At 63.8% G+C, this 13,858-nt stretch carries 6 protein-coding genes; 5 read left to right on the top strand and 1 reads right to left on the bottom strand.

What is annotated here, in order from left to right:
• Position 1: 1 nt before the first annotated feature.
• The 5 genes from LB525_RS12705 (at position 2) to LB525_RS12685 (ending at position 12,727) form a co-directional block, all read left to right on the top strand.
• Positions 2-6,055, top strand: a complete 6,054-nt coding sequence (locus LB525_RS12705) for a translocation/assembly module TamB domain-containing protein (RefSeq protein ID WP_224544877.1) — start codon at positions 2-4, stop codon at positions 6,053-6,055.
• Between the two features lie 276 nt (positions 6,056-6,331).
• Entirely contained in the window at positions 6,332-7,990 is a 1,659-nt protein-coding gene (locus LB525_RS12700; RefSeq protein WP_224544876.1) for an ABC transporter substrate-binding protein, read from the top strand.
• A gap of 148 nt (positions 7,991-8,138) precedes the next feature.
• Positions 8,139-9,173 carry an ABC transporter permease gene (locus tag LB525_RS12695; RefSeq protein ID WP_140699362.1) on the top strand — a complete coding sequence of 345 codons (1,035 nt, stop codon included), beginning with the start codon at positions 8,139-8,141 and terminating at the stop codon, positions 9,171-9,173.
• A gap of 12 nt (positions 9,174-9,185) precedes the next feature.
• Positions 9,186-10,343, top strand: a complete 1,158-nt coding sequence (locus LB525_RS12690) for an ABC transporter permease (protein WP_140839587.1) — start codon at positions 9,186-9,188, stop codon at positions 10,341-10,343.
• A gap of 50 nt (positions 10,344-10,393) precedes the next feature.
• Complete coding sequence (locus tag LB525_RS12685; RefSeq protein ID WP_224544875.1) at positions 10,394-12,727, top strand: ABC transporter ATP-binding protein; 2,334 nt, start codon at positions 10,394-10,396, stop codon at positions 12,725-12,727.
• Positions 12,728-13,093: 366 nt separating this feature from the next.
• On the opposite strand, the gene LB525_RS12680 is transcribed toward LB525_RS12685, so the two are convergent.
• On the bottom strand, positions 13,094-13,684 hold the full coding sequence (locus LB525_RS12680) for a hypothetical protein (RefSeq protein WP_095768936.1): 591 nt from the start codon (positions 13,682-13,684) through the stop codon (positions 13,094-13,096).
• Between the last annotated feature and the right edge of the window lie 174 nt (positions 13,685-13,858).

Genomic DNA, 13,858 nt, shown 5'->3' with positions numbered 1-13,858 from the left:
GATGAAGATGGTCTGGCGCATCCTCCGTATCTGCCTCTACGCGCTGCTTGTGCTGCTCGTGGTGGCGATCGGCGCGCTTGTCGTTCTGACTGGCACCGAAGGCGGCCGGCAGAATCTTGCCGGCCTGATTTCGAAGGTGGCTTCGAACGAGGACCGCAAGGTGACGGTCAGCGGCATCGAAGGCATCTGGTCGGGCGCGCTCAGGGTCGACCACATCGTGCTGGAAGACCGCGCCGGCCCCTGGATGGTGGCGCGCAAGGTATCGCTCGACTGGTCGCCGGCGGCGCTGCTGTCCTGGAATTTCAATGCCGATCACTTAGCCGCCGAGCGCATCGAGCTGGCGCGGCTGCCGCAGCCGAGCCAGCAGCCATCGCAAGGTGGCTCGTCCAGCCTGCCGGTGTCGATCGACGTGAAGCAGATCGACCTGCCGGAGATCGCGCTTGGACAGGAGCTTGCCGGCAGCGGCATCGCCGAACTGGCCGCCAAGGGTTCGCTCAAGGCCGATCCGTCGCCGCTGGCGATCGAAAGCGTGCTCAACGTCAGCCGCCATGACGGCAAGCAAGGCAATGTCGACGCCAAGATCCACTTTGCGCCGGCCGACAACAAGCTCGACCTCGACCTCAAGGCGTCGGAGCCGGCCGGCGGCATCATCGCCAATTTGCTCAAGCTGCCGGATGCGCCGCCCGTCAGCATCGTCGTTTCCGGCGGCGGGCCTTTGGCCAACTGGAGCGGCGTCGGCACCTTCATGGTCGACGGCCGGATCGTCAGCCAGCTGACCGGTCGGCACCAGCTCACTGACAAGGGCCACCGCATCGAGGCCAAGGGCGACGGCCAGTTCGAAGAGTTCCTGCCGGAGAAGATAAAGGCTTTGTTTGCCGGTAAGACGAGCTTCGACCTCGCCGGAACGGCGACCGCGTCGGGTGGGATCGATATCGAGCAGGCCATCATAGAGAGCGATGCGGTGCACGGCACTGCCACCGGCAATGTCAATCCGAAGGGCGCCAGCGACCTGGCGGTCGAGCTCTCCGCCAAGGACAAGCCGGTCACCGTCGATGTCGGCAACAGCGCGGTTCCGATCCTGGTCGCGGTCGAAAAAGCCACGGTGCGCGCCTTCGGCGACGGCGAGGCGCCAATGGTCGATATCGGCACGTCGCTTACTTCGGTCGCCGTCGGCGGCACGCAGCTCAACAATATTACGGGCGAGATCCATTCCGACGGCTTCGACGTCGAGACCGTTAGCGGCCCGGTCGCCATCAAGCTCGCGGCCGCCGGCCTGAAGACCGATGTGGCGACGCTGGCGCCGCTGGTGACCGGCAAGCTCGCCGCGGATCTTTCCGGTACGATCAGCCGCGAGACCGTGACCATCGACAAAGGCACCTTGCGCAGCGATGCGCTCAATGCCGGGCTGACGGCAAATGTGGCGCTGGCCGATTTGTCGATGACGCTGAAGATGAATGCCGACGCCGTCTCGAAGGCATTGCCGCCGCAGATCAGCTCGCTGCTTGGCGAGCGGGTGAAATTCTCGGCCACCGCTACGCGCGATCCGCAAGGCGCGTTCGCCGCCAATTCGCTGGAGATCAGTTCCGGTTCGCTTAGCGCCAGCGGCACCGGCAGCATGCAAGGATCGGATATCCAGGCCAGCGTCAAAGGCACGTTGGGCGATGTCTCGCCACTGTCGTCGCTCGCCGGCACGCCGCTTGCCGGCGGGGTCAATTTCGCGCTGACCACGAGCGGCCCGCGCTGGGCGCCGGATTTCTCCGTTTCAGCAGACAGCGCCAGCCTGACGGCCGCCGGCCGCACGGTGAAGGACATCAAACTCTCGGCCAAGGGCAAGGCCGACATCGCCAACCCGTCCGCCGAAATCTCGCTGACGGGCAGCGCCGAGGGGCAGGCGCTGGACATCGCAGCCTCGCTGGTGACGGCCGACGGCAAGCGCTCGATCAGGGGCCTCAGCCTGGCGCTTGGCGACAACAAGGTGTCGGGCGATCTCGCGCTCGACGACAAGTTCCTGCCGCTCGGCACGCTGACGCTTGCCGTGCCCGACATCGGACCGCTTGCGGCGCTCGCAAATCAGAGCGCGACCGGCGATATCAACGGCACGATCGCCTTCGCCAAGGACGGCGAGGCGCCGACTGTCACCATCAATGCGGCCAGCAAGTCGATCGCGCGCGGCGATCTGGCGGCGAAAGCCATCACCGTCAACGCGCTGATCGCCAACTACCTGAAAGGGCCGGCGATCTCAGGCACGATCAAGGCCGATAGCGTGACCTCCGGCGGCACGGTCATCAGCGGCATCGGCATCGATTTGAAGCGCGACGGCGATTGGACGAACTTTACCGGCGGCGCCACGGCGTCCGGCATTCCGGCCACCGCCACCGGCCGGGTGAAGATCGCCAACGGCACGACAAGCGTGGAAATCGCTTCCGGCGAGGCGACGGTGCGCGGCATCAAGGCGGCCATAGCCGAGCCTTCCAGCCTCTCCATCACCAATGGCGTGACCGCCATCGAGAAGCTCGCGCTCAATCTCGGCGGCGGCTCGGCGACGGTTTCCGGCAGCGCCGGTCAGGCACTGGACCTGACGGCCAATCTCGCCAACCTCCCGCTGGCACTCGCCAATGATTTCGTGCCCGGCCTCGACGGGGCCGGAACGCTGGAAGGCACGGCACACGTCACGGGTCCATCGTCCAATCCCGACATTCAGTTCGACGCGAAGTTGGCGGGCGCCGAGACCAGCCAGACCCGGCAGGCGGGGCTCGGGCCGCTGGATCTGGACGCTGCCGGTACCTACACGCTGGCGGGCGGCGTCGCCCTGGACCACGCCACGCTTTCGGGCGAAGGGATTTCAGGCAAGGCCGCCGGCACTCTCAACCCGAACGGCGCCAGCGATTTCTCTCTCGATCTTACCTCATCCGGAGCCAGCCTGCCGTTGACCGTCGGCAGCGCCCAAAGCCCGGTCAAGATCGCCGTCCGGTCCTTGTCGGCAAAGATGGCGGGCGAAAGCACGCAGGCGCGGCTCGATGTGTCCGCGATCCTGCCTTCCATTGCCGCCAGCCAGGCGACGGTCGACGGCCTCATCCTGGCGCTGCATTCGGACGCCTTCGACCTCAGGGGGCGGGCTGGTCCGGTTTCCGGCACGGTGTCGGTGGACAGGATCGGCCTCGACAATCCGACGATCGCGCCGCTGATCGCCGGCAAGGTCACGGCCAAGGTCAATGGCCGCCTGACGACTGATGCCGTTGCCGTCGACAGCGGCTCCTTGAGAAGCGATGCACTCAACAGCCAGGTCGCCGGCCGGATATCGCTGGGCGACGGTTCGGTCGACCTCAATATGAACGCCAATGTCGCCTCTTCAGCCTTACCGGCGGCGGTGCGCGGCATGCTTGGCGAGAGCGCTGCGTTGAGCGCCTCGCTGAAGCGCGATGCCAATGGCAATGTCAATGTCGACAGGCTGAAGCTGAATTCCGGCGCGCTCAGCGCCGACGGGCAGGCGAGCCTTGCCGACGGCAGGTTGGCCGCCGGAATCAGAGGCGCCTTGAGCGATGTTTCGGGGCTGTCGAAAGACGCCAAGGGCGCCATCGCCTTTGTCTTGAACGCGCAAGGCCCGGTCACCACGCCGGACCTGTCGATGACGGTGAGCAGCGACCGGCTTTCCGTGGCGGCGCGCGAGATCACGGGACTGAAGCTTACGGCCAGCGGCAAGGCCGATGCCGCCAATCCGGCGGCCAATGTTGAACTCACCGGCAATGTCGCCGGGCAGAATCTGCAAGGCAGCGCGGTGCTCGCCACGACCAATGGCAGCCGCGCGATCAATGGGCTTTTGCTGTCGCTCGGTCCGAACAAGATTGCCGGCGATCTCACTCTCGACGATGCCTTCGTGCCGGTCGGCACCGTTTCGCTCGACTTGCCCAATATCGGGCCGCTAGCCGCGCTGGCGCTGGAAAAAGCCGAGGGCAATGTGCGCGGCACGATCGCTTTTACCAAGGCAGCCAACGGACCGAATGTCGCCGTCAAGGCGAACACCTCCGAGATCAAGCGCGGCGATCTCTCCGCCAGGAATGTCGCCATCGACGCGCAGATCGCGAATTACATGGCAGCACCGGTCATTGCCGGTACGGTGCGCGCCGAGAGCGTGACTTCCGGCGGCACGGCCGTCACCGGCATCTATGTCGATCTCAAGCGCGACGGCGACTGGACCGGTTTTTCCGGCGGCGCAACCGTCAAGAACATCCCGGCGAAGGCAGCCGGCCGGGTGAGGATCGCCAACGGCACGACGACCGTCGAGCTCGCGTCGGGCCAGGCGACGGTGCAGGGCATCAAGGCCGCGATCGCGCAGGCCTCGACCGTGACCATCGCCAACGGGGTGACGACGCTCGACCGGCTGGTGCTGAATCTCGGCGGCGGCACGGCGACGGTGACTGGCAAGGTCGCGCAGACGCTCGACATCAACGCCAATCTGGCTCGGGTGCCGGTCTCGCTCGCCAACAGTTTCTCGCCGGGTCTCGACGCAGCCGGCACGGTCTCGGGGACGGTCAAGGTCACCGGCGCGCCGGCGACCCCATCGGCCGCCTTCAACATCGATGCGTCCGGCGTGCAGACCTCGCAGACGCGCGGCGCTGGCCTCGGCGGCATGAATGTGTCGTCGTCGGGAACCTTCGCCGGCAACAAGCTCGCTTTCGATGCCGACATCAGCGATGGCGCCGGCCTCGGCCTCAAGGGTGGCGGCACGGTGGCGACGACAGGCACGCCCACCTTGGCGCTCGACTTCAAGGGCAAGGTGCCGTTTTCCTTCCTTGCCGCCAAGCTCGCCGCGCAAGGTCTGGCGCTCAACGGCACTGCCAATGTCGATGTGCAGGTGCGCGGTCCCGCATCCGCGCCGGTGATCAGCGGCAAAGTCACGACATCCGGCGCGCGCCTTATCGATGCGCGTTCCGGCCTGGCGGTCAACGATATCGACGCCGACGTTTCGATCGGCGGCGGCGTCGCCAGGATCAATCGCTTGACCGGAAAGCTGTCGACGCGCGGCAGCCTGTCGGCCAGCGGCACGGTGGGCATCACGCCGGCGCAAGGCTTCCCGGCCGACCTATCGATCAAGCTCAGCGATGGCCGCTACACCGACGGCCGGGTGGTGACCGCCAATCTCGGCGGCGACCTGACCGTCAAGGGGCCGCTGGTCTCGGCACCCGTGATCGCCGGCACCATCAATCTGGCGAGGACGGTCATCACCGTTCCGGACAAGCTGCCCGGGTCACTCTCGGAACTCAACGTCAAGCACAAGAACGCGCCACGCGCCGTGCGGGCACAGGACAAGGCGCTGCGCCCGCCAACGTCCAGCGGCAGCAGCAAGGGCGGCAGCGGCCTGATGCTTGACGTGACGGTCAACGCGCCGAACCAGATCTTCATCCAGGGCAGGGGCGTCGACGCCGAGCTCGGCGGCTCGCTCAAACTAACCGGCCCGGCGTCGTCACCGCAGGCCGTGGGCACTTTCACCTTGCAGCGCGGACGGTTAACGATCCTTGCAAAACGGCTGACATTCACGGAGGGCACGGTCGGGTTCCAGGGATCGCTGGTGCCTTACCTCAATCTCACCGCGACCACCACGACAAGCAGTGCCACCGTGACAATCGTGGTTTCCGGCGAGGCGACCGATCCGAAATTCAACTTCTCCTCGGTGCCGGCGCTGCCCCAGGACGAGGTCCTGGCGCAGCTCATCTTCGGTCAATCCATGTCCAGACTGTCACCGCTGCAGATCGCCCAGCTCGCCGACGCCGCCGCGCAATTGGCAGGCGCCGGCGGCACGACCTCGCTGCTCGACAGCCTGCGCAACGCAATCGGCGTCGACGATCTCGACGTGACGACGGACGAGAAGGGCGGCACCGCGGTTTCGGCCGGCAAATACCTCAACGACCGCACCTATGTGACCATACAGAAGGGCGACAAGCCGGGCTCCGGCAAAGCCACGATCGACCTCAATGTCGGTCGCGGCGTGAAGCTGCGCGGCGAGGCCAATGATGCCGGCGAAGCCAAGGGCGGCGTCTTCTACGAACGCGAATATTGAGGCCGCGCCGGCGCTTCTGTGTCTGCCCAGCAGGCTGACCGCCGCGGGGACGGGGCCGTTATCCGTATAAAATGTATTGATTTAATCGCCCGCAACGATTTTTTTGGAAATCCGCCTCGCGATAACAAATTTGCGTCAAGACTGTCGCTAACGCGCGAACCGGGTTGTAGCCAAAGATGCACATTCCCTGGCATGTTCCTACTCCACACCGTGTTTTGACATCACGGTCTGGATGCGGAATGTTAAAAGGCGGAAAGCCAACAATGGGAGTAAGTCATGGCAATCTATAAGAGCAATGGTGATCGTGTTCCCGATCACATCCTGAAAATGGCTGAAGAAGCCAAGTCGGGCGGCGTGGACCGCCGCGAATTCCTGGCTATGGCCAGCGTCTTCGGCGCATCGACGGCAATGGCCTATGGCATGCTCGGCCTCGCCGCGCCGACCCCGGCCCGGGCCGAGGACGTGCAGGGCAAGAAGGGCGGCGTGCTCAAGGTCGCGATGTCGATCAAGGATCCGAAGGATCCGCGCACCGCCGACTGGTCCGAAATCTCCAATGCCGAGCGCCAGGCGCTCGAGCCGCTGGTGAAATACACGAAGGAATATACTTTCGCGCCGTATCTGCTGGCGAGCTGGGACATCAACGACGACGCCACCGAATACACGCTGCATGTGCGGCCGGGCGTCGAATGGAACAACGGCGACAAGTTCACGGCCGACGACGTGATCTACAACTTCACGCGCTGGGCGGATAAGGGCGCGGAAGGCAACTCGATGCCTGGCCGCCTCGGCAGCCTCGTTGACGACAAGACCAAGAAGCTGCGCGAAGGCTCCGTCGTCAAGGTCGACGACATGACCGTCAAGCTCAAGCTGACCAAGCCCGACATCGCCATCATCCCGAACCTTTGCGACTATCCGGCGCTGGTCGTGCACAAGACCTTCGACGAGAAGGGCGCCAACTTCAAGAGCTGCCCGATCGGCACCGGTCCGTTCGAGCTCGTCTCCTACGACGTCGGCCAGAAGGTGGTCTACAAGCGCCGCGAGACCGGCAAGTGGTGGCAGGGCGAGGCCTTCCTCGATGGCGTCGAGTTCATCGATTACGGCACCGATCCGGCCGCGACCGTCTCGGCCTTCGAGTCGGGCGAAGTCCAGACCAACCACGAAACGACCGCCGACTACATCAAGATCATCGCCGACGTCGGCGCTCCGGTCTCGGAAGTCGTGACGGCTGCCACCGTGGTGTCGCGCTTCAACATCACCCACAAGCCCTATGACGACCAGAAGGTTCGTCAGGCGATGTTGCTTGCCGTCGACAACGCCACCGTGCTGCAGCTCGGCTACGGCAATGCCGGCACGCCGGCCGAAAACCACCACGTCGCGCCGATCCATCCGGAATACGTCAAGCTGCCGGAGGTCAAGCGCGACATCGCCAAGGCCAAGCAGATGCTGACGGAGGCCGGCGCGATCGATTTCGAGCACGAGCTGATCAGCAACGACGAGGACTACCACAAGAACACCACGGACGCGATCGCCGCCCAGCTGCGCGAAGCCGGCATCAAGGTGAAGCGCACCGTGCTGCCGAGCTCGACCTTCTGGAACGACTGGACGAAGTATCCGTTCTCGGAAACCAACTGGAACATGCGCCCGCTGGGCATCCAGGTGATCGCCATCGCTTACCGCACCGGTGAAGCTTGGAACGAGACGGCCTACGCCAATCCGGACTTCGACAAGAAGGTGAACGAGGCGCTCGGCATCGCCGATGCGGAGAAGCGCAAGGTTGTGATGAAGGATATCGAGCAGACCCTGCAAGATTCCGGCATCATCATCCAGCCTTACTGGCGCAAGCTCTACATCAACATCAAGCCCGAGGTGAAGAACCACTCGATGCACCCCACCTACGAGCACGACTTCGGCAAGGTCTGGCTCGAGCAGGCATGATCCATAGCGCGATGGATACGAGGGGCCGTGGCCCCTCGTATTTGCAGCTTCGTCGCCGTTGCATATCGTGCAGCGGCGGCGGGGCGTCATCCGCTTTTCGAAACAGGGTTGAACGTATCTGACCCCAACCCGGCCGGCAGGGGGGCACATGTTCTCATTCATCGCCAGACGCATCGGCACGATACTGCTCACGATGCTGTGCCTGACGCTGGTCGTCTTCTTTCTCGTCAATCTCGAGCCCAATCTGAAGAAACTGGCGATCAGCCAGACCGAGATGCACACGCCAGCCGACCAGCTCGAAAGCTGGCTGGTCAATCATGGCTACCGGCAGAACTTCTTCGTGCGCTACGGCCAGTGGCTGGGTGTCCTGCCGAAGCATCCGATCACCGATCCGGCGACCGGCAAGACGACGCAACGCTTCTCCTTCTGCAACGACCCGGCCGAGCCGACATTCTCGGGCGTCCTGCAAGGCGATTTCGGCTGCTCAACCAAGTTCAAGACGACTGTCGCGGCCAAGCTGTTCCCGGCCCTCGGCGCCACCGGATTGTTGATGTTCTGGGTGCTGGCGGTGATGGTGCCGATCTCGCTGCTGATCGGCATTCTCGCCGGCATGCGCGAGGGCTCGCGCACCGACCGCGTGCTGTCGGTGGCCTCGATCGCCTCGACGGCGACGCCCGAATATGTGTCGGGCGTCATCTTCACCGTCATCTTCGCATCCTGGCTCGGCTGGCTGAACGGCTCGGCGGCGTCCGCCAGCCAGGGCATCACCTTCTACAATTTCACGCTGCCGGTGATCACGCTGGCGATCTACGGCATCGGCTATATCGCGCGCATGACACGCGCCTCGATGGTCGAGGTGATGACGCAGCAATATATCCGCACCGCCCGGCTGAAGGGCCTGTCCTTCAGCAGCGTGGTCATCAAGCATGCGTTGCGCAACGCGCTGATTGCGCCCTTCACCGTCATCATGCTGCAGTTCCCGTGGCTGCTCACGGGCGTCGTCATCGTCGAGGTGATGTTCCGCTACCAGGGTTTCGGCTACACGCTGGTCGAGGCCGCCGGCAACAACGACATCGACCTGCTGCTCGGCTGCTCGCTGGTCTCGGTGTTCATCGTGCTGATCACGCAGCTGATTTCCGACGTCGGCTACGCGTTTCTCAATCCGCGTATCAGGGTTCAGTAGAGGCAGGGGCCGATGCAAACCGAATATATCAGCGCCTTCAACGTGGTTATCGGCGTGCTCTGGCGGTTCTGGCCGGTGTGGGTCGGGCTCATCCTGGTGATGGGCGCCAGCTTTACCTACAAGAAGCGGCTCGGGCTCTACGGCCAGCTCTTCGACAGCGGCGTCGGCATCGCCGGCGTCTTCATCTGCCTGTTCTGGCTGTTCACGGCGATCTTCGCCTCCACCATCTCGCCCTTCGATCCGCTGGCGCAGGTCTCGGTGATGAAGGACACGCTGCCCGGGGCGATCGAGCCGGCGTCGAAGCTCGTCTATTATTTCGGCGGCGACAAGCTTGCCCGCGATGTGTTCTCGCGCATGGTCTATGGCAGCCAGATCGTGCTGATCATCGCGCCGGCCGCCACCGGCTTCGCGCTGATGGTCGGCATCACGCTCGGCCTGCCGGCTGGTTATTATGGCGGTAAGATCGACACGCTCTTGTCGTTCCTTGCCAATCTGGTGCTGGCCTTCCCGGTCATCCTCCTGTTTTACCTGCTGGTGACGCCGGGCATCATGGACACGCCGATCCCCTATGGGATGGCGGGACTGTTCTTCCTGTTCCCGATCATCTTCTTCTGCGTGCTGTTCTGGACCCGCTACAAGAACCGGCCGGACCGGCTCTATATCCTGCTCGGCATCACGCTGGTCCTAGGCGGCTGGATCTATACGGGCCTCGTCTTCGACAAGGATCCGCTGCGCATCGTCCATATCGATCCCAACCAGCTCAATATCTTCGTTGCGGTGGTGTTCGCCTCCAGCCCGGGCGTGTTCCGCATCGTGCGCGGGCTGACCATGGACATCAAGACGCGCGACTATGTGGCGGCGGCGCAGACGCGCGGTGAATCGCCCTGGTACATCATGCTGTGGGAGATCCTGCCCAATGCACGCGGTCCGCTGATCGTCGATGCCTGCCTGCGCATCGGCTACACGACGATCCTGCTCGGGACGCTCGGCTATTTCGGCCTGGGCCTGGCGCCGGAAAGCCCCGATTGGGGCACAGCGATCAAGGACGCCAGCCGCCTCTTGCGGTCCTTCATCCACCCGGCGCTGCCGCCGACGATCGCGCTGATGTCATTCGTGCTGGGGCTGAACCTGTTGGCGGATTCGCTGCGTGAACAGTCGATGAAAGATTGATGGCGGGGTTTTCGGCCCCATCTTCCAAGGACCAAGGATTGGAGCGACCCATGAACGAGGCAGTTCGAGATCCAGCCAAGGCGACCAGTCAGCCGATCATCGAGATCGAGAACCTCTCGATCTCCTTCTTCACCCGCAAGGGCGAGATCCCGGCCGTGATGGATTTTTCCTGCACGGTCATGCCCGGCGAGGCGATGGGCATCGTCGGCGAGTCCGGCTGCGGCAAGTCGACCGTGTCGCTCGGGATCATGCGCGACCTCTCCAACATCGGGAAGATCGTCGGCGGAAAGATCAAGTTCCAGGGCAAGGACATGGGCGAGCTCTCGGAGGATGAGCTGCGCTCGATCCGCGGCAACAAGATCGCCATGATCTACCAGGAGCCGATGGCGAGCCTCAATCCGGCGATGAAGATCGGCCAGCAACTGATGGAAGTGCCGCTGATCCACGACAAGGTGTCGAAGGAAGAGGCCTACAACCGCGCCCTGGAAATGGTGCGGGCGGTGAAACTGCCCGACCCGGAGCGCATGATGCGCTCCTATCCGCACCAGCTGTCGGGCGGGCAGCAGCAGCGCATCGTCATCGCCATGGCGCTGCTGTCGAAACCGGCGCTGCTTCTGCTCGACGAGCCGACCACCGCGCTCGACGTCACGGTCGAGGCCGGCATCGTCGAGCTGGTCAAGGGTCTGGGCGAGAAGTTCGGCACCTCGATGATCTTCGTGTCGCACAATCTCGGCCTCATCCTCGAGACCTGCGACAAGATCACGGTGATGTATTCCGGCGAAGCGGTCGAGACCGGCAAGATCGAGGACGTGTTCGACCGGATGCGCCATCCCTACACGCAAGGGCTGTTCCGCTCGATCCCGCTGCCTGGCGCCGACAAGAACTCGCGGCCGCTGATCTCCATTCCCGGCCAGCTGCCGCTGCCGCATGAGCGGCCGAAGGGCTGCAATTTCGGGCCGCGCTGCCACCATTTCGTCGAGGGCGTCTGCAACGCCGCGGAAATCCCGATGATCCCGGTCGAGGGCCATGAGGGCCATTTCTCGCGCTGCGTGCGGTTCAACGAGATCGACTGGGAGGCGCTGCCGCCCGGTGCCAAGAAGGTCAACGAAAAGGTCGAGCCCGGCGCGCCGGTGCTCAAGATCGACGATCTCAAGAAATACTACAAGGTCGGCGGCAGCGAGGTGTTCGGCTCGAGCGAAGGCCGCGTCGTCAAGGCCAACGAGACGATCTCGTTCACCGCGCGCGAATCCGAGACGGTGGCGATCGTCGGCGAATCCGGCTGCGGCAAGTCGACGCTCGCCAAGGTGTTGTTGGGCCTCGAGACCGCAAGCTCCGGCACCGTGACGCTGGGCAACAAGGAGATCCAGTCGACCGGCATCGAGCGCCGCAATGTCGAGACGGTGTCTTCGATCCAGATGGTGTTCCAGAACCCGTTCGACACGCTGAACCCCAGCCACACGGTCGGCTCGCAGATCATCCGCACGCTGGAGAAGTTCAAAGTCGGCAGGACAGTCGCCGAGCGGCGCCAGCGGATGCTGGAACTGCTCGACCTGGTGAAGCTGCCGCGCGCCTTCGAAACGCGCAAGCCGCGCCAGTTGTCGGGCGGGCAGAAGCAGCGTATCGGCGTCGCGCGCGCCTTTGCCGGCGACGCCAAGGTGGTGGTGGCCGACGAGCCGGTCTCGGCGCTCGACGTCTCGGTGCAGGCGGCGGTGACCGAGCTGTTGATGGACATCCAGCGCAAGAACAAGACCACGATGCTGTTCATCAGCCACGATCTGTCAGTGGTGCGCTATATCGCCGACCGCGTCGTCGTCATGTATCTCGGCTACATCGTCGAGCAGGGCACGACCGATCAGATCTTCTCGCCGCCTTACCACCCCTATACCGAGGCATTGCTGTCGGCTATCCCGATCGCCGACACCAGCGTGGTCAAGAAGCACATCGTGCTGGAAGGCGACATCCCGTCGGCGATGAACCCGCCGACCGGCTGCCCGTTCCAGACGCGCTGCGGCTACAAGAAGCTGGTGCCCGACAATCTGTGCGAGACCAAGGTGCCGCCGGTGAAGAATCTCGGCGACGGCCATATGAGCCTGTGCTGGCTCTCGGACGATGTCTTGGCCAAGATGGAACCGGTCATCAAGTTCGACAGGGAACATGCCGCGCGTGAAGGCGTGCCGGATGATGCGCCGCACGGCGAGGGGCCAGGCTTTGCCGGTTCGCCGCCGCAGCGTCCCGACGGCAAAAACGCCAGCGCGGAGGCCGATGCGATCGGAAAGGGCGTCGAGGAGAACGACCAGGTGCTCAAAGCCCGTCGCCACGAAGTGCGCGACGAGGATTCGGAAACCGGTGTCTCAAGGCCGAAGGACACGACAAGGCGGCACTAGACCCGGTTCCTTAACATAGAAGTTTTGACCGGTTGGTTATGTGTGCGTTGGCAAAGCCCATGCCTTGGCGATTGGCCGAGACGCCTATCGCGATCGTCATCCACGGGCGGGCAAGGAGCGTAGCGACGCGCGCAGACCCGAGGATCCATGCCGTGACATTGAAGCGCCGCGGCGGTCCAGAAATTCTGCACCATTGCACACTTCGGTCTAGGTAACGGAATGGATTCTAGGGTCTGCGCGCGTCGCTACGCTCCTTGCTCCGCCCTAGAATGACGAGGTTCAGGAGCCTTCAGCTCATCGCCAGCGTTTGCGTTGATAGCCTTGCCCGACAAGCCTTCAATCTTTCAAAATCACCGTGTTGAGGAACTAGTTGCCGCACTGCCGCATCTGCGCGGCGTAATCGCGCGCCATCTGGTCGGTGGCGCGCGCGTAGTTTTGAACGCCGCCATCGCCGCGGTTGCCGCGGCCATAAGCGGTCCAGCCGAGATAATAGGCCAGATAGAGATTGTAGGTGTCGTTGCGGGCGACGCCGAACGTGTCGGCCGTCTTTGAGTGGTACCAGCCGACGAAATCGATGGCGTCGGCAAAGCGCGTACGGCGCGCCGCCCAGTTGCCGGTCTCGCTTTGATATTGCGACCATGTGCCGTCGAGCGCCTGCGAGTAGCCGGTGGCGCTCGAGACATGCGTCCACGGGATGAAGCCGAGCAGCTTGGTGCGCGGCGGGCGGGCATTGCTCTTGAAGCCGGATTCCTTGCGCACCGTCGCCATCAGCACGGGGACGGGAACGCCGTATTTCCGCTCGGTCCGTTCGGCGGCGGACTGCCAGTTGTCGAACCAGCCGTCATTCTGGTCGAAGACCGCGCAGACATTGTTGATGTGACTGGGCGCCGTCGCGCAGGCCGAAAGCGCCAGCAGCACGGAGACAGCGACAATTTTACTAAAACTCGACCTACGCATTGGAAGACGAATAGGCCGAAATCATAAAAGGAGTGTTGCGCGCTTTCTTAACGAGGGGTGGGAAGCGCGAAAAGCCAAGTATCGATATCACGACTACTCGTGTCGCTATTCTTTTCCTCGATTTTGAAAAATGCCGCCTTGGCTAAAATCACGCCGGCAAATGGCGAATTCCTG

Source organism: Mesorhizobium sp. CA16 (assembly GCF_020165175.1).
GTDB lineage: Bacteria > Pseudomonadota > Alphaproteobacteria > Rhizobiales > Rhizobiaceae > Mesorhizobium.
This window is presented reverse-complemented; position numbering and strand designations above follow the sequence as displayed.